Origin of the sequence: Streptomyces genisteinicus (assembly GCF_014489615.1) — a bacterium.
Classification (GTDB): domain Bacteria; phylum Actinomycetota; class Actinomycetes; order Streptomycetales; family Streptomycetaceae; genus Streptomyces; species Streptomyces genisteinicus.
Genome location: NZ_CP060825.1, coordinates 4,662,077 through 4,678,662 on the forward strand (window position 1 = coordinate 4,662,077; position 16,586 = coordinate 4,678,662).

Here is a 16,586-nt window from a genome sequence, read left to right on the forward strand (position 1 = left end):
GCGACCGCCCGGCACCCCGCCCGGCGGCCGCCCGCCCCGGCCGCCGGGCGGGGTGTCACCGCATGTTCACCCGGTGAGCATCCGCGCTCCGGCATGGCCGAAGCCGTTCGAGGGAATACAGCCACCAGGTCGACGTCCGATCCACGGACGTCGTATCTCAGCGAGCGGCCGACACCGCTCGCCCGGGAGGCCCTTTGCACACGAAGGACTGCGGATCCGGCCCGTACGGCCAGGTCGCGGACCACGCGAAGGGCCGGCGTTCGGCCCGTGCATCGGGCCCGAACCCGGCCCGTCCTCCGCTCCGGCGGATGGACTCCTGGTCCGCGTCGCCGTCTCACGGCGCCGCGCCCCGACCTCGTCCGAGGGGGTACGTCCTTCCGTGGTGAACAGCACTAAGCGCCGCATGCCCGACCGGCGCACCTACGTTCTCGACACCAGCGTCCTGCTGGCCGATCCGCACGCCATGAGCCGCTTCGACGAGCACGAGGTCGTGCTCCCGATCGTGGTGATCACGGAGCTGGAGGCCAAGAGACACCATCCGGAGCTGGGGTACTTCGCCCGGCAGGCACTGCGCCTGCTGGACGACTTCCGCATCCGGTTCGGCCGTCTCGACGCGCCCCTGCCGATCGGGGATCTCGGCGGCACCCTGCGCGTCGAGCTGAACCACTCCGATCCCGGCGTGCTTCCCGCGGGGTTCCGGCTCGGTGACAACGACTCACGGATCCTCGCCGTGGCGCGCAACCTCCAGGCCGAGGGGTACGACGTCACGGTCGTCTCCAAGGACCTGCCGCTGCGCATCAAGGCGTCGTCGGTGGGCCTGCTGGCCGAGGAGTACCGCGCGGAACTGGCCATCACCGACGCCGGCTGGACGGGCATGTCCGAGGTGGCGCTCTCCGCCGAACAGGTGGACCTGCTCTACGGCGAGGAGACGCTGTACGTGCCCGAGGCGGCCGAGCTGCCCGTGCACACCGGCCTGGTGATCCAGTCCGAGCGCGGCAAGGCGCTGGGACGGGTGACGGCCGAGGGCAACGTGCGCCTGGTGCGGGGCGACCGGGAGGCGTTCGGGATCCACGGCCGCAGCGCCGAGCAGCGGATCGCCCTCGACCTCCTGCTCGACCAGGAGGTGGGGATCGTCTCCCTCGGCGGCCGGGCCGGCACCGGCAAGTCGGCGCTGGCGCTCTGCGCGGGCCTGGAGGCGGTGCTGGAGCGACGCCAGCACCAGAAGGTGATGGTCTTCCGGCCGCTGTACGCGGTGGGCGGCCAGGAGCTCGGCTATCTGCCGGGCACCGAGGCCGAGAAGATGAGCCCCTGGGCGCAGGCGGTCTTCGACACGCTGTCGGCCGTCGCCGGCCGCGAGGTGATCGAGGAGGTGCTCGGGCGCGGCATGCTGGAGGTCCTGCCGCTCACCCACATCCGGGGCCGCTCGCTGCACGACGCCTTCGTCATCGTCGACGAGGCGCAGTCGCTGGAACGGAACGTCCTGCTGACCGTTCTGTCCCGGGTCGGGGCGAATTCCCGGGTCGTCCTCACCCACGACGTGGCACAGCGGGACAATCTGCGCGTCGGCCGGTACGACGGAGTCGTCGCGGTGGTCGAGAAACTGAAGGGGCATCCGCTCTTCGCGCACGTCACGCTCACCCGTTCGGAGCGCTCGCAGATCGCCGCACTGGTGACCGAAATGCTGGAGGACGGACACATTTAGACGGACAAGTCCCCAGGTGGGAGACGGGGACTGTTCCGGCAAACAGGACAGACGAGTTGACGCCGCCCGGCAGAGCGCAGAAGCGTAGCCGGGCGGCGTCGCGCTGGGTGCCGTTTCCTTCAAAACCCGTGCCGCAAACCGGGTGTGAGCTTTCCCACGCAGCGGATAATTGCCTTGCGGCGTCGGCGTCGGGCAGAGTCTTGCTTCCGTCAGGCCCCGCATGCGGCACACCCGTACCGGAAACGGTGCACAGCAACAGACACAACTCAAGACTTGCCGCCGCATGCCGCCCGCGAGCACAATGCGGCAACTCCTCAACGGAGTTGCCCACCGGGCCCGCGCCTCCAGTGACCCGTGCAGTAGGAGGCCAGCGCCAGGGGCACGATTGCGCCCGCGAGGTCACCTGTGCGGGCGTTGCTGGAAGGAAACCGTGTGAGCCGGATCTCGGTCCGGGGATTCGCTGTCGCCTCGGCGACTGCGGTCACCACCGTCGGCGCCGTCGTCGGCGTCGCGTCGGGCAACACGCCGCCTGCGGGGGACAACCTCGAAGCCGCGGCGGCCGACACGACGCTCCTCGCGGACATCCCCCTGGGCGAGCAGGCCCAGGTGCAGGTCTCGTCCCTCTCGCAGCAGGCGGACGCCCAGGCGGCCGCTGCCGACGCGACGGCGAAGAAGTCCGCCGAGGAGTCGGCCCGCCTGGCGGCCGCGAAGACCGCGGAGGCCAAGAAGGCCGCCGCCGTCGAGAAGGCGGAGCGCGAGCGCGAGGAGAAGGAGCGGGCCAACCGCGACGCGGTGCGCTCCGCGTCCAGCTTCGCGGCCCAGGCTTCCTACACCGTCGCCGAGGTCAAGGCCATGGCGCGCCAGATGGTGCCGGCCGACCAGTTCCAGTGCTTCAGCAACATCGTGAACCACGAGTCCACCTGGAACTACCGGGCGCAGAACCCGTCTTCGGGCGCGTACGGTCTCGTGCAGGCGCTGCCGGGCTCCAAGATGGCCTCGGCCGGCGCCGACTGGCAGACCAACCCGGCCACCCAGATCAAGTGGGGCCTCAACTACATGGACAGCCGCTACGGCAGCCCCTGCGGCGCCTGGTCCTTCTGGCAGGCCAACCACTGGTACTAGAACCGGTATCCGGCTCTCGTCCGACGTCGCCGAGCCCCCCACCCTCCTCGGGTGGGGGGCTCGGCGCGTGTATGCGTGTACCGTCGAGGGCCGGTTGTTCCCAGCGGGGGCGCCGCCCGCGCCCTAGAGGGGCGCAGGGGCAGAGCGGTGGGAAAAAGGGGAGCGTCATGTCGAAGGTTCCAGGATGGCTCGGGCGCGTGGGCGCCGGGCTGACCCGGATGGGAGAACAGCTGGACGAACGGCGCAAGGAGGCCGCGGCCGGCGAGGCGCTGCCCGGTGAGAGTCCGGCCGCGGAGAGCGTGCCGCCGCCGCCGGACTACGCTCCCGCGATCGCAGCCAAGCCCGACCCGGTCGCCGCGATCCCGTGGGGCATCCGGGTCGCCGCCGAGGCCGGCTGGCGGCTCCTCGTCCTCGCGGGCACGCTCTGGGTGCTGATGCGGGTCATCAGCGCCGTGCAGCTGGTGGTGCTGGCGTTCGTCGCCGCGCTGCTCGTCACCGCGATGCTCCAGCCCACCGTCGCCCGGCTGCGCCGGTTCGGGCTGCCGCGCGGGCTCGCCACCGCCGTGACGGCGATCCTGGGCTTCGTGATCATGGGGCTCGTCGGCTGGTTCGTCGTGTGGCAGGTCATGGAGAACCTCGACAACCTCTCGGACCGGGTCCGCGACGGCATCGAGGAGCTCAAGCGCTGGCTGCTGGACAGCCCGTTCCATGTGACCGAGAGTCAGATCAACGACATCGCCGAGAACCTGAGCGAGACCATCGGCACCAACACCGAGGAGATCACCTCCGCCGGCCTCCAGGGCGTCACGGTGATGGTCGAGGTCCTCACCGGCATACTGCTGGCGATGTTCTCGACGCTCTTCCTGCTGCACGACGGGAAGCGCATCTGGCAGTGGACGCTCAGGCTGGTCCCCGCGCAGGCGCGGGACGGCGTGGCGGGCGCCGGTCCGCGCGCCTGGCGCACGCTGACGGCCTATGTGCGCGGCACCGTGCTCGTCGCCCTCATCGACGCGATCTTCATCGGCCTCGGCATCTGGTTCCTCGACGTGCCGATGGCCGTGCCGCTGGCGGTGTTCATCTTCCTCTTCGCCTTCATCCCGCTGGTCGGCGCGGTGATCTCGGGAGCGCTCGCCGTCGTCGTCGGCCTGGTCACCCAGGGCGTGTTCACGGCCCTGATGGTGCTGATCGTCGTCCTCGCGGTGCAGCAGATCGAGGGCCATGTGCTCCAGCCGTTCATCCTCGGCCGCGCGGTGCGGGTGCACCCGCTCGCGGTCGTGCTCTCCGTCGCCGCCGGCGGGCTCATCGCCGGTATCGGGGGAGCGGTGGTCGCGGTGCCGCTGGTGGCCGTCACCAACACCGTCGTCGGCTATCTGCGGGCCTACAGTCAGGAGCAGGCGCTGCGCCGGCTCCCGGAGCCCCACGGCGCGACCGCGCTCGACACCGCCCCCGTGCCGCCGCCCGCGGCGTCCGCGGGAACGGAGCCGGAGCCGGAGGCGGCGCCGTGATCTCCGAGCCGGAACTGGTGGGCGGCGACCCGTTCGACGCGCCCGGCAGCGGCCGCACCGTGGCCGTCCCGCCACCGCCGGACGCCGTCGGCGGCGGCCCGGACCCCGAGGCCGCGCCCCGGCCGGCGAGGCCCTGGCTCTGGGCGGCCGGCGGGGCGGCCGTCGCGTCCGTGCTGTGGGCCGGCGGGCTGTACGGGTACTCGGCGCTGGGCCCGGACCTCGGCGGCTACCGGGCGACGGAGAACCTGTGCGCCGAGGCGGAACTGAAGGGCGCCTCCGCCGCGCTGGGCCGTCCCCGCGAGGACGAGCGGTCCCACCAGGAGAGCAGTCACGAGTCCCTGGACTACGCGTACTGCTCCGTCTACCTGGAGCCCATCGGGTACGAGCCGGACACCGACGAGGAGGGCGACGAGATCTGGTCCCTGCCGAACGTCGACATCACCTACACCCTCCACCGGAAGACCGACCCGGGGCCGGAGTTCGACGGGGTGGTCATGTCGCGCAACGAGGGGCTGGAGAGCGTCCACGAGCCCCGGCGGCTGTCCGGGCTGGGCGAGCGGGCCTACGTGTTCGAGCAGATGGGTGACGGCGCCGTCATCGAAGTGCTCGACGGCCAGGCCACGTTCTCGCTCTGGTGGTCGGGCGGGACGGACCCCGACACCGGCGAGCAGATCGGCTCGGAGTCCGACATCGAGCCGCTGCTGATGGAGGACCTCAAGGAGCTGATGCGGCGGCTCCGGAGCTGATCCGCGGGGAACGCGTGCACGCACGACGGGCCCCGCCCCGGCCTGTCGGCCGGGCGGGGCCCGTCGTACGCGCGCGGGGCGGACGGCTACTCGGCCATCACGGCTTCCGCGTCCAGCGTCGTGCCCACGGCCTGGATCACCGCGGCGATCTTGAACGCCTCCTGGATCGTCTCGCGGTCCACGCCGGCCTTGCGGAGCACCTGCTCGTGCGAGTCGAGGCACTGGCCGCAGCCGTTGATCGCGGAGACGGCGAGCGACCACAGCTCGAAGTCGACCTTCTCGACGCCCGGGTTGCCGATCACGTTCATCCGCAGACCAGCGCGGAGCGTGCCGTACTCGGGGTCGGACAGCAGGTGCCGGGTCCGGTAGAAGACGTTGTTCATCGCCATGACCGCGGCGGCGGACTTGGCGGCGGTGTACGCCTCCGGCTTGAGGTTCGCCTTCGCCTCCGGCTCCAGCTCGCGCAGCACCTTCGGCGAGCGCGAGGCGATCGCGCAGGCCAGCACGGTGCCCCACAGCTGCTGCTGCGGCAGGTCGCTGTTGCCGATGACCGAACCGAGGTTCAGCCGCAGGTCCTTCGCGTAGTCCGGTACGGCGGCCTTGAGTTCGTCGAGGGCCATGGGTCACTCACCGGCCAGCAGCGCGACCGGGTCCAGGGTGTTCTCGCCCTTGTTCCAGTTGCAGGGGCACAGCTCGTCGGTCTGCAGGGCGTCGAGGACCCGCAGGACCTCCTTGGGGTTACGGCCCACGGAACCGGCGGTCACCATCGTGAACTGGATCTCGTTGTTCGGGTCGACGATGAAGACGGCGCGCTGCGCGAAGCCGTCCTCGCCCTCGATGCCGAGGTCGCGCATCAGCTCGTGCTTGGAGTCGGCCATCATCGGGAAGGGCAGGTCACGCAGGTCGGCGTGGTCCTTGCGCCAGGCGTGGTGGACGAACTCGGAGTCGCCGGAGAAGCCCAGGATCTGCGCGTCGCGGTCGGCGAACTCGTCGTTCAGCTTGCCGAACGCGGCGATCTCGGTCGGGCAGACGAAGGTGAAGTCCTTGGGCCACGCGAAGACGACCTTCCACTTGCCCTCGTAGGACTTGTGGTCGATGGTCTCGAACTCCTTGCCGGTCTCCAGCGAGACGCAGGCGGTGAGCTCGAAGGTGGGGAACTTGTCACCGACAGTGAGCACGCGCTCTCCTTGCATACAGGAAGGTCCCTTTTGAGGTCTTCCATGCGGGTTGGACGGATCTTGATAGTGGCACAGAGTGCATTGATCGCGGAAATAGCTAGACTCGGTCATCGCGATCGGAGGTGGTTATCAGTGGGTGGGCAAAACAGGGGCAAACAGCCGAGCATCGCACAGCTGCGCGCCTTCACGGCCGTGGCGGAGCATCTGCACTTCAGGGACGCAGCGGCGGCAATCGGGATGAGTCAGCCCGCGCTCTCCGGCGCGGTCTCCGCGCTGGAGGAGGCACTCGGTGCCCAGCTGCTGGAGCGTACGACACGCAGAGTGCTGCTCTCCCCGGCCGGCGAGCGAATCGCCGTGCGCGCCAAGGCCGTCCTCGACGCCGTCGGGCTGCTGCTGGAGGAGGCCGAGGCGGTGCGCGCCCCTTTCACCGGCGTCCTGCGCCTCGGGGTGATCCCCACCGTCGCGCCCTACCTGCTGCCGACCGTGCTGCGCCTCGTCCACCGGCGCTACCCGGAGCTCGACCTCCAGGTCCACGAGGAGCAGACCTCCTCGCTGCTCGAAGGGCTCACCGCCGGGCGCTTGGACCTGCTGCTGCTCGCGGTGCCGCTCGGAGTGCCGGGCGTCACCGAACTGCCCCTCTTCGACGAGGACTTCGTGCTGGTCACCCCCGAGGGTCACGACCTCGGGGGCCGGGACGACCTGCCGCGCGAGGCCCTGCGCGAGCTGCCGCTGCTCCTCCTCGACGAGGGCCACTGCCTGCGCGACCAGGCGCTCGACGTGTGCCGTGAGGCCGGGCGCGAGGACGGGGCGCCGGTCACCACCACCGCGGCCGGGCTCGCCACCCTGGTGCAGCTCGTGGCCGGGGGCATGGGCGTGACCCTGCTGCCGCGCACGGCGGTGGACGTGGAGGCGGGCCGGGGCGGGCTGGGCACCGCGCGCTTCGCCGCGCCCGCGCCGTGCCGCCGGATCGCGCTGGCGATGCGGGCGGGCACGGCGCGGGCCGAGGAGTTCGCCGAGTTCGCGGTGGCCCTGCGGGAGGCGATGCGGGAGCTGCCGGTACGGGTGGCGGACTGACGGGACCGGGGCGGACCTGGGCGACGGCACCCGGGGCGGACCGGCGGACCGGGGGTGACCCCGGAGCCCGTCGCGACCGGCCCCCTGGTGCCCGCCCCCGCGGCGAGCACGCGGGCTACTCCGTCCGCAGGCCGTCCGCCCGCATCAGCCGCCACAGGGCCGGCAGCGACAGCAGCGTCACCCCGGCGACCACGCCCGCACCCGCCCCCGCCAGCGGCACGAACACCCACCAGTCGGACACCGCCTTGCCGGTCATCCGCAGCATCACCGCGCCCAGGGCCAGACCGCCCGCGGTCGCCACCACCATGCCCAGCGCCACCGGCAGGGCGGTCTGCCACAGCACCGACCAGGCCAGCGTGGCGCGGCGCGTCCCGAAGGCCACCAGCACCGACAGCAGCCGGCGCCGCTCCCGCAACTGCTCGATCTGCGCCACCACCAGGGACGCGGCGATCAGCGCCAGCGTCCCCGAGGCCCCGGCCAGCAGACCCTTCTGCACACTCGCGTACCGCTGGTCCCGGACCGCGTCGGCGGCCTCGCGCACGGCGAGCAGCGGGCTCAGCCGGGCCGCCGTGTTGCGGACGTGCTCGGCCGCGTCCGGGACCCCCTCGTCGAGGTGCACCTGCGCGATGGTCCGCGCGCCCGGCAGCTCGGCCGGGTCCACCGGAGCCCCGGCGCCCCCCGCGTCGGCCCGGGAGAGCGCCCCGGGCGTCGCGAAGATGCCGAAGAGCTCCTCGCCGCCCGCGTCCGGCCGGGCCGGTACGGTCGGGCTGCCTGCGGGCAGCGTCCACAGCAGCGGACCGGTCTCCCGGTCCCGTTCGAAGGGGTTGTTCAGATCGACCGGCCGGCCCTTGCGGGCGGTGCGGTCGATCCACCGGTTCAGCTCGGCGTCGCCGCGCCGGTGCACCACGAAGGCGTCGCCCTCCGAGCAGTCGGAGATCTCCGCGAGGCGCCGCAGGGTCGGGCAGGAGGCCACCACGAGCGAGGTCATCGGCCGGGACTCGTCCCCGGTGACCGGGCCGGTGCCGACGGCGCTCGCCTCGATCACGGCGGTGGCGTCCCGGACCCCCGGCGTGGCGCGGAACGCCTTCTCCGCCTCCGGCGCGAGGTCCGGGGCCGCGTACTCGGCCAGGACGCTCATCCGCCCCGCCCAGGACGAGTGGGAGATCAGCCGGGCGAAGTCGGCGTGCATGCCCGCGAAGAGCATCTGGAGCGCGATCGCCCCGGCGACCGCGACCGTGATGCCGCTCACCGCCCGCGCCGCCGCGCCGCCGCCGAGCTGGAGCCGCCGCACGGCGAGCTGCCACGGCAGCGGACCGGCGCCGCCGAGCCGCCGCACGACGGCGTCGACCAGCCAGGGCAGCAGCGTGGAGAGACCCAGCAGCACCAGGATGGCGCCCGCCGCGACGGGGAAGGTGTCCACCGCCCCGCCGGGCGTCACCCGGCCGATCGCCAGCAGCACCCCGACGCCCGCGAGGGGCATCGCCAGCCGCCACCACAGCCGCCGCCGGACCGGCGCGGTCTCCCGGACGACGCCCAGCGGTTCGACCGTCACCGCGCGCATGGCGACCAGCGTCGTCACCACCGCGCACAGCGGCACGGCGGCCAGCACCAGGGCGCCCGCCCACGGCGCCGGGACCACGTCGTGCGGGAAGGCCCCCAGGTCCCACAGCCGCACCGAACCGGCGAACAGCCGGCTCACCGCGAACACCCCGGCGCCCACGGCCAGCCCGAGCAGCGAGCCGAGCAGCGCCTCCCCGGCCGCGATCCGGCGGGTGGCGCGGACGTCGGCGCCGGTCAGGCGCAGCGCCGCGAGCCGCTGGTCGCGGCGCTCGCCGCCGAAGCGCGCCGCGGTCGCGAGGAAGACGGCCACCGGGACCAGCAGCACCACGCAGATCAGCACGATCAGCACGAGGAGCGGGGCGTCGACCGGGTCGTGCGGCCGGCCCGTGCCGTAACCGGCCGTCCGGGAGCCGCCGTTGGCCGTCGTCAGGGTGTCACTGCCGGCGTAGTAGCGCAGATCGCCGGGGTCGTGCAGGCCCTCGTCGCCGATCGTGCCCGCCACCCGGGCGCCGAGACGTTCCTTCAGCAGCGCGCCGCCGTCGGACGCGAGCAGCTCGCCGAGTGCGGGGGAGACGAACATCTCGCCCTCGGCGGGCATCCGTTCCAGGCCCGGCGGCAGCACCGGGCGGCGGCCGTCGGCGCGCAGCAGCTCCCCGGCGACGGGGTCGCCCCGGTACTCGGTGCCGGTCTCCAGATGGACCACGGTCCGGTCCGAGCGCTGCACGGGCTCCGTGCTGTACCAGTCGGAGGCCGTCCGCGCCGCCTCCCGGGCCTCCCGGGCCGCCATGATGTGCGGGACGGAGGCGGCGAGGAGCAGCAGCGCGACACCGAGGCCGGTGCCGAGGGCGGTCAGCGCGGTACGGGTCAGTCCCTCGCGTCCGCCGCCGAGCGCGAACCGGGCGCCGAGGGCGAGTTCGTGGAGCAGCCGCCTCACCGGGAGAACTCCGGGTCGCGGGTGCGGCCGTCGCGTACGACGACCTCGCGGTCGGACCAGGCGGCGACCCGTGCCTCGTGGGTGACCAGCACGACCGCGGTGTTCCGTTCGCGCGCCGCCGCGGTCAGCAGCTCCATCACCCGCTCGCCGTTGAGGGAGTCCAGTGCGCCGGTCGGCTCGTCGGCGAAGAGCACCCGCGGCGAGGTGACCAGCGCCCGGGCGACCGCGACCCGCTGGCCCTGGCCGCCGGAGATCTCCCCGGGCCGCTTGCGGGCCAGCTCGCCGGTCTCCAGGCGTTCCAGCCACTCGCCGGCCGTCTTCTCGGCCTCCTTGCGCCGGGCCCCGCCGAGCCGCAGCGGCAGGGCCACGTTCTCCACGCAGGTCAGCTCCGGGACCAGGCGGCCGAACTGGAAGACGAACCCGAAGTCGGTGCGCCGCAGCGCGCTGCGGCCGTCGTCGCCCAGGCCGGCCAGGTCGCGCCCGTCGTAGCGGACGGAGCCCGTGTCCGGCGCCACGATCCCGGCCAGGCAGTGCAGCAGGGTCGACTTCCCGGAGCCCGACGGCCCCATGACGGCGACGACCTCGCCGGCGTGCACGGAGAACGAGGCGCCGGTGAGGGCGGGGGTGGAGCCGAACGACTTGTGCAGGTCCTCGGCGGCCAGCAGGGAACCCTCGGGGATCACGCGCGCACCTCTGCGGCGAGGCGGTCCAGTCGCGCGGCGGTCAGTTCCAGCCAGCGCAGGTCCGCTTCGAGGTGGAAGAGCGCGTGGTCGCAGATGAGCTGGTCCGCGAGGTCGCCGCGGCGCTTGCGGTCGGTGAGGATCCGCATCAGCCGCAGATGCTCGGCCCGCTGGGTGTCGAGCAGCCCGGCCGCGCTGCGCCCGGTGAGCAGGGCGAGGACGACCTTGGTGTAGAGGGTGGACTGGAGGTACGGCTCGGGCTTCTCCGGTTCGGCGAGCCACCGGGACACATCGGTGATCCCCGCCTCGGTGATGGCGTACCGCTTGCGTTCGGGACCGCCGCCCGCCTCCACTCCGTCGACCTCGACGAGGCCGTTCTTCAGGAGCCGGGACATGGTGGAGTACACCTGTCCGTAGTGCAGCGGCCGGTCCTGCCCGAAGCGCTCGTCGAAGGCGCGCTTGAGGTCGTAGCCGTGCCGGGGGCCGGATTCGAGGAGGCCGAGGAGAGTGTGACCGATGGACATGGCGTCACTGTACATCGGGTGTATACGCGCGATGTATAGAGGGTGGGGGCCGCCGTCCGGCGACCCCCGTCCCGTGTCCTACGCGCGCCCGGCCGGACCCGGGTCCGGCCCCCGCTCCGGTCCCGCCTCCCCTGCTCCGGGGTCCGCGGCCGGCTCCGCCCCGGCCGGCGGCCTGCGCGGCGGGCGCCCCCTGCGGGCCTGCGGCGCCACGCCTCCCGGCAGCCGTCCCGCGTCGCCGAGCGCCCTGCGCAGCAGGAACTCGATCTGGGCGTTGGTGCTGCGCAGTTCGTCCCCGGCCCAGCGGGCCAGCGCCTCGTACACCGCGGGGTCGAGCCGCAGCAGTACCTGCTTGCGGTCCCCCGGGGGCGGCGGCGTCACTGGTACAGCGAGCCCGTGTTGAGGACCGGCTGCGCCGCCCGGTCGCCGCACAGGACGACCATGAGGTTGGAGACCATGGCGGCCTTGCGCTCGGAGTCCAGTTCCACGATGTCCCGCTCGGTGAGCCGGTCCAGGGCCGCCTCGACCATGCCGACCGCGCCGTCGACGATCTGCCGGCGCGCGGCGACCACGGCGCCGGCCTGCTGGCGCTGGAGCATGGCGGAGGCGATCTCCGGCGCGTAGGCGAGGTGGGTGAAGCGGGACTCGATGATGTCGACCCCGGCCGCGTCGACCCGGGCGCGCAGCTCGTCGGCGAGCTTCTCGGTGATCTCCTCGGCGTTGCCCCGCAGGGAGAGCCCGTCCTCGTCGTGCGCGTCGTAGGGGTACTCGATGGCGATGTGCCGCACCGCGGCCTCGGTCTGCGTGGAGACGAACTCCAGGAAGTCGTCCACCTCGAACATCGCCTGGGCGGTGTCGTCGACCTTCCAGACCACGACCGCCGCCAGCTCGATCGGGTTGCCGTAGGCGTCGTTGACCTTGAGGACGGCCGTCTCGTGGTTCCGTACGCGGGTGGAGATCTTGGCGCGGGTGGTGAGCGGGTTCACCCAGCGCAGGCCGTCCGTGCGGATGGTGCCCCGGTAGCGGCCGAAGAGCTGGACGACCCGGGCCTCGCCGGGGGCGACCATGTTCAGCCCGCACATGGCGAAGAGCGCGGCGAGTCCGACGAGGACGCCGCCCGTGATCATCAGAGCCTTGGCGCCGCCCGAGTCCACCCCGGTCGCCCCGATGGCCAGCCCGGCGCCCGCCGCGAGGCCGACCAGTCCGAGCAGCAGGGCGAGTCCGCCGCCGATGCTGTGGGCCGGGGTCTCGCGCACCCGGGGCGCCGGCATCTGGGGCACGTCGGGTGCGGCCGTCTCCGCGGCCGCCCTCGTGTCCGTCGTCTCCGAGCCGTGTGCAGGCATGGTCCACTCCCCGTTTCCGTGCCGGCGGACCCGGTTCGCCCCGGATCCGTCTGTCTAGCAAAGTGATATCACATTAGCGCATGCCGCAACCCTTCGAGCCCGTGGGGAGTCGGTTCCTTCGGGAGGGGGTGCTGATTCTCACGTCCGGAAAAGGTCGGATCGAGGCCCCTTTGCCCGGACTGACGGTGTTACCTTTCTGAGCTGATTCCGGCCCGCCGCCGGCGAGGCCACCGGACGACGGCCCGCCGGGACGCGGGGGCCACCGGCGACCGGCCCGCCACGACGCGGGGCCGGCGAGGAACGGCGGCCCGCCGACCGGCGGGGCCGCCGGCGGACGACGTGACGACGGAAGAGCGGAGCTGCGAAGCGATGGGCCGAGCGGATGAGCGACAGGCTCGGCAGCGCGGTGCGCGCCGGGCGGGGGAGTCCGGGCGCACGGGCATACGCCGGTTCTTCACGTGGCGGAAGCTGCTGGGGACGTTCCTCGGCTTCTGCCTGCTGGTCATGGGGGCCTTCTTCGTGGTCTACCTCATGGTCCCGGTGCCCGCGGCCAACGCCGAGGCCGAGATGCAGAGCAACGTCTACAAGTACAGCGACGGCACCGTCCTCGCCCGCACGGGCAAGGTGAACCGGGAGATCGTCGGCCTGGAGGAGATCCCGAAGGACGTGCAGTACACGTTCGTCGCGGCCGAGAACAAGACCTTCTTCGAGGACTCCGGCGTCGACCTCAAGGGCACCCTCCGCGGCGTGAAGAACACCCTGACCGGCAAGGGCAAGCAGGGCGGTTCCACGATCACCCAGCAGTACGTGAAGAACTACTACCTGGACCAGGACCAGACGGTCACCCGCAAGCTCAAGGAGCTGGTGATCTCGCTCAAGGTGGATCAGAAGAAGGAGAAGAGCGAGATCCTCGCCGGGTACATCAACACCAGCTACTACGGCCGCAACGCGCACGGCATACAGGCCGCCGCGCAGGCGTACTACGGCGTGGACGCCGAGAAGCTGGACGTCGCCCAGGGCGCCTACCTCGCCGCGCTGCTCCAGGCCCCGAGCCAGTACGACTGGTCCTCCGCCTCCGAGACGGGCCGCAAGCTGGTCACCGACCGCTGGAACTACGTGCTCGACAACATGGTCGAGGAGGGCTGGCTCGACGCCGGTGAGCGCGCGGGCCTGAAGTTCCCCGTCCCGAAGGCGCCGAAGCCCGCGCCCGGCATGGAGGGCCAGACCGGCTACCTCGTCGAGGCGGCCAACAGCGAGCTCGCCCGCCAGGGGCTCGACGAGGAGGACCTGAGGGCCGGCGGCTGGACGATCACGCTCAACGTGGACCGCAAGAAGCAGCGCGAGCTGGAGGAGGCGGTCAAGGACCAGCTGGAAGAGAAGCTCGACCGGGAGGGCAGCAAGGTCGACGCCACCGTGCAGGCCGGCGCCACCTCCGTCGACCCGAGGACGGGCAAGGTCGTCGCCCTGTACGGCGGCACCGACGCCACCCAGCACTGGCTGTCCAACGCGACCCGCCGCGACTACCAGCCCGCCTCGACGTTCAAGCCCGTCGTCTTCGCGTCCGCGCTGGAGAACGAGTCCCGCACCCAGGACGGCGACCCGATCGGCCTGAACACCGTCTACGACGGCACCAGCAAGCGCCCCGTGCAGGGCAGCGACACCCCCTTCGCCCCGCAGAACGACCTGGGCCGCAGCTACGGGCCCGTCTCCGTGCAGACCGCGCTGAACCGCTCGATCAACTCCGCCTTCGCGCAGATGGCCGTCGACGTCGGCCTGGACCGGGTCAAGGAGACGGCCCTGGAGCTGGGTGTGCCGGACGTCAACTTCCCCGAGCGGCCCGCCGTGTCGCTCGGCACCATGGGCGCCTCGACCTGGGACATGGCGGGCGTGTACGCCACGCTCGACAACCACGGCAAGAAGGTCACGCCCACGATCGTCGCCAAGGCCGAGCACAAGGACCGCACGGTCGAGTCGCCCGATCCGATCGGCGGCTCCGTCATCAGCCGGGAGACGGCCGACACCGTGACCGCCGGCCTGACCGGCGTGGTGGCCCAGGGCTCCGGCGTCGCCGCGAAGTCGAACGCCTACGAGGCCGCCGGCAAGACCGGCACCTCCGAGAAGAACCGGTCCGCCTGGTTCGCCGGCTACACGCCCGAACTGACCACCGTCGTCGCCCTGTTCGGCGAGTCCACCGCGGAGGGCGGCGGGCAGGTCTCGCTCACCGGCACCGCCAACTCCGGCCGGGCCAACGGCGGCGGCTTCCCGGCCAGGATCTGGGGCGACTACACGCTGGACGCCCTGAACGGCGGCTCGGACGCCTCCTTCGACCTCGATGTCGCCGAGCCGGCGAGCCCCGAGCCCGACCCGGACCCGACGCCTTCCGAGACGGAGTCCGAGGACCCGGACCCGACGCCGTCGAAGACCGAGACGGAGACCCGGGACCCGGACCCGACGCCCTCGCAGACCGAGACCCGGGACCCGGACCCGACGCCGTCCGAGACCCAGCGTCCGGACCCGACGCCCAGCGGGGGCGTCACCTTCTCCCCGCCGGTCGAACCCGACGACGGCAGCGGCGAGCGGCTCCGGCCGCAGGACTGAGAAGCGCCGGGAGGCGCGGGGACCGGGGCCACGCCGCCCCGGGACCGCGCGCCGCGGGCAGACGTACGGGAGCGCCCCGGAACCGCACGGTTCCGGGGTGCTCCCGTGTGTCCGGCCGGCGTCAGCCGGCGTCGGTCCGCTTGGCGACCGCGTCCCCGAGGTCCTTGTCCACGTTGCGCCAGTACTGGAGCGCCCGCTGCAGCACGGGCGTGCTCACGCCGTCCAGCAGATGGCCGGCGATGTTGCCGGCGAGCCGGTCGCGCTGGGCGTCGTCCAGCACCTCGCGGACCATCGTGCCCGCCTGGCCCCAGTCGTCGTCGTCCCGGTGCTTCAAGGTCGCCTCGCGCACCATCTCGCCCGCGCTCCGCCAGCCCGCCGGGTCGCCGAAGCGGGCGACGTCGGCCGCGGGGCCGCCGTAGGAGTTCGGCGCGTAGGGCCGCGACGCCTGCGAGGGCGTGTAGCGCATCGGGCCGTCCTTGGCGTAGGAGTTGACCGGCGCGTGCGGCCGGTTGGGCGGCAGCTGCGCGTAGTTGGGGCCGATCCGGTACCGGTGGGTGTCCGGGTAGGAGAACAGCCGGCCCAGCAGCATCTTGTCCGGCGAGGGGCCGATGCCGGGGACCATGTTCGACGGCTCGAAGGCGGCCTGCTCGATGTGGACGAAGAAGTCCTCCGGATTGCGGTCGAGCACCATCCGGCCGACGTCGATCAGCGGGTAGTCGCCGTGCGGCCACACCTTGGTCAGGTCGAACGGGTTGAACCGGTAGTCGGCCGCGTCCTCGAACGGCATGATCTGGACCTTCAGGGTCCAGGAGGGAGCGTCACCGGACGCGATCGACTCGAACAGGTCCCGGCGGTGCAGGTCCGGGTCCGAGCCGGCCAGCGTGTCCGCCTCGTCCTGGGTGAGGAAGCCGATCCCCTGGTCGGTCTTGAAGTGGTACTTCACCCAGAACCGCTCGCCGCCGGCGTTGACCCACATGTAGGTGTGGGAGCCGTAGCCGTTCATGTGGCGGTACGTCCTCGGGATGCCCCGGTCGCCCATCAGCCAGGTGACCTGGTGCGCGGACTCGGGGGAGAGGGTCCAGAAGTCCCACTGCATGTCGTGGTCGCGCAGCCCGGTGACGGGGTGGCGCTTCTGCGAGCGGATGAAGTCCTGGAACTTGATCGTGTCGCGGACGAAGAAGACCGGGGTGTTGTTGCCGACCAGGTCGTAATTGCCGTGCTCGGTGTAGAACTTGAGAGCGAAGCCGCGCGGGTCGCGCCAGCTGTCGGGTGAGCCCTGCTCGCCCGCGACGGTGGAGAAGCGCGCCAGCATCTCGGTCCGCCTGCCGGGCTGGAACAGATCGGCCTTGGTGAACTGGCTGACGTCGTTGGTCACCTCGAAGAAGCCGTAGGCTCCCGAACCCTTGGCGTGCACCACCCGCTCGGGGACCCGTTCGCGGTTGAACTGGGCCATCTTCTCGATCAGGTAGTGGTCCTGGAGCAGGATCGGGCCGTCGGGGCCCACGGTCAGCGAGTGTTCGTCGCTCTCGACCGGGATTCCGGCGTTGTTCGTGGTGTACGGGGCCTCGGGGGTGGACTCGGACACGAGCGTGCTCCCGTCGATCTGGGGGATATGGGTCGCTT

At 72.3% G+C, this 16,586-nt stretch carries 14 protein-coding genes; 6 read left to right on the forward strand and 8 right to left on the reverse strand.

What is annotated here, in order from left to right; genetic code table 11:
* Positions 1-379 precede the first annotated feature (379 nt).
* From phoH2 to IAG43_RS20480, 4 genes are all read left to right on the forward strand, one after another.
* Entirely contained in the window at positions 380-1,702 is a 1,323-nt protein-coding gene (gene phoH2, locus IAG43_RS20465; protein ID WP_187742152.1) for an RNA 5'-3' helicase PhoH2, read from the forward strand.
* Between the two features lie 432 nt (positions 1,703-2,134).
* The gene (locus IAG43_RS20470; protein WP_187742153.1) at positions 2,135-2,824 is read left to right on the forward strand and encodes an aggregation-promoting factor C-terminal-like domain-containing protein; all 690 of its coding nucleotides are present in this window, start codon (positions 2,135-2,137) and stop codon (positions 2,822-2,824) included.
* Positions 2,825-2,991: 167 nt separating this feature from the next.
* Positions 2,992-4,329 (forward strand): AI-2E family transporter, encoded by a 1,338-nt coding sequence (locus tag IAG43_RS20475; RefSeq protein ID WP_187742154.1) that lies wholly within the window; start codon positions 2,992-2,994, stop codon positions 4,327-4,329.
* Positions 4,326-5,075: a hypothetical protein gene (locus IAG43_RS20480; RefSeq protein WP_187742155.1), complete on the forward strand. Its 750-nt coding sequence runs from the start codon at positions 4,326-4,328 to the stop codon at positions 5,073-5,075. Before IAG43_RS20475 ends, IAG43_RS20480 begins: the two co-directional genes overlap by 4 nt.
* A gap of 86 nt (positions 5,076-5,161) precedes the next feature.
* Here the strand turns inward: IAG43_RS20480 and IAG43_RS20485 are convergent, their stop codons facing one another.
* Positions 5,162-5,695, reverse strand: a complete 534-nt coding sequence (locus IAG43_RS20485) for an alkyl hydroperoxide reductase (RefSeq protein ID WP_187742156.1) — start codon at positions 5,693-5,695, stop codon at positions 5,162-5,164.
* Positions 5,696-5,698: 3 nt separating this feature from the next.
* Positions 5,699-6,253: a peroxiredoxin gene (locus tag IAG43_RS20490; RefSeq protein ID WP_147987938.1), complete on the reverse strand. Its 555-nt coding sequence runs from the start codon at positions 6,251-6,253 to the stop codon at positions 5,699-5,701.
* A gap of 132 nt (positions 6,254-6,385) precedes the next feature.
* Here IAG43_RS20490 and IAG43_RS20495 point away from each other — a divergent pair, with 132 nt between their 5' ends.
* Complete coding sequence (locus IAG43_RS20495) at positions 6,386-7,327, forward strand: hydrogen peroxide-inducible genes activator (RefSeq protein ID WP_187742157.1); 942 nt, start codon at positions 6,386-6,388, stop codon at positions 7,325-7,327.
* 115 nt (positions 7,328-7,442) lie between these two features.
* On the opposite strand, the gene IAG43_RS20500 is transcribed toward IAG43_RS20495, so the two are convergent.
* The 5 genes from IAG43_RS20500 to IAG43_RS20520 all read right to left on the reverse strand — a co-directional run bounded on the left by IAG43_RS20500 (position 7,443) and on the right by IAG43_RS20520 (position 12,365).
* On the reverse strand, positions 7,443-9,812 hold the full coding sequence (locus tag IAG43_RS20500) for an ABC transporter permease (RefSeq protein WP_187744558.1): 2,370 nt from the start codon (positions 9,810-9,812) through the stop codon (positions 7,443-7,445).
* Between the two features lie 5 nt (positions 9,813-9,817).
* Positions 9,818-10,504 carry an ABC transporter ATP-binding protein gene (locus IAG43_RS20505; RefSeq protein WP_187742158.1) on the reverse strand — a complete coding sequence of 229 codons (687 nt, stop codon included), beginning with the start codon at positions 10,502-10,504 and terminating at the stop codon, positions 9,818-9,820.
* Positions 10,501-11,025 carry a PadR family transcriptional regulator gene (locus IAG43_RS20510; RefSeq protein ID WP_187742159.1) on the reverse strand — a complete coding sequence of 175 codons (525 nt, stop codon included), beginning with the start codon at positions 11,023-11,025 and terminating at the stop codon, positions 10,501-10,503. The genes IAG43_RS20505 and IAG43_RS20510 overlap by 4 nt, the downstream gene beginning before the upstream one ends.
* 78 nt (positions 11,026-11,103) lie before the next feature.
* Complete coding sequence (locus tag IAG43_RS20515; protein ID WP_187742160.1) at positions 11,104-11,403, reverse strand: type II toxin-antitoxin system antitoxin; 300 nt, start codon at positions 11,401-11,403, stop codon at positions 11,104-11,106.
* Positions 11,400-12,365, reverse strand: a complete 966-nt coding sequence (locus IAG43_RS20520) for an SPFH domain-containing protein (protein WP_187742161.1) — start codon at positions 12,363-12,365, stop codon at positions 11,400-11,402. Before IAG43_RS20520 ends, IAG43_RS20515 begins: the two co-directional genes overlap by 4 nt.
* Before the next feature lie 369 nt (positions 12,366-12,734).
* Here IAG43_RS20520 and IAG43_RS20525 point away from each other — a divergent pair, with 369 nt between their 5' ends.
* On the forward strand, positions 12,735-14,963 hold the full coding sequence (locus tag IAG43_RS20525) for a transglycosylase domain-containing protein (RefSeq protein WP_187742162.1): 2,229 nt from the start codon (positions 12,735-12,737) through the stop codon (positions 14,961-14,963).
* 121 nt (positions 14,964-15,084) lie between these two features.
* Here IAG43_RS20525 and IAG43_RS20530 read toward each other — a convergent pair whose 3' ends face one another.
* Complete coding sequence (locus tag IAG43_RS20530) at positions 15,085-16,548, reverse strand: catalase (protein WP_187742163.1); 1,464 nt, start codon at positions 16,546-16,548, stop codon at positions 15,085-15,087.
* Positions 16,549-16,586: the final 38 nt, after the last annotated feature.

Excerpts from the sequence above, each read along its gene's own strand:
- IAG43_RS20475 (WP_187742154.1), top strand. The coding sequence starts at position 2,992 with ATGTCGAAGGTTCCAGGATGGCTCGGGCGCGTGGGCGCCGGGCTGACC.
- IAG43_RS20485 (WP_187742156.1), bottom strand. The coding sequence starts at position 5,695 with ATGGCCCTCGACGAACTCAAGGCCGCCGTACCGGACTACGCGAAGGAC.
- IAG43_RS20510 (WP_187742159.1), bottom strand. The coding sequence starts at position 11,025 with ATGTCCATCGGTCACACTCTCCTCGGCCTCCTCGAATCCGGCCCCCGG.
- IAG43_RS20520 (WP_187742161.1), bottom strand. The coding sequence starts at position 12,365 with ATGCCTGCACACGGCTCGGAGACGACGGACACGAGGGCGGCCGCGGAG.
- IAG43_RS20525 (WP_187742162.1), top strand. The coding sequence starts at position 12,735 with ATGGGCCGAGCGGATGAGCGACAGGCTCGGCAGCGCGGTGCGCGCCGG.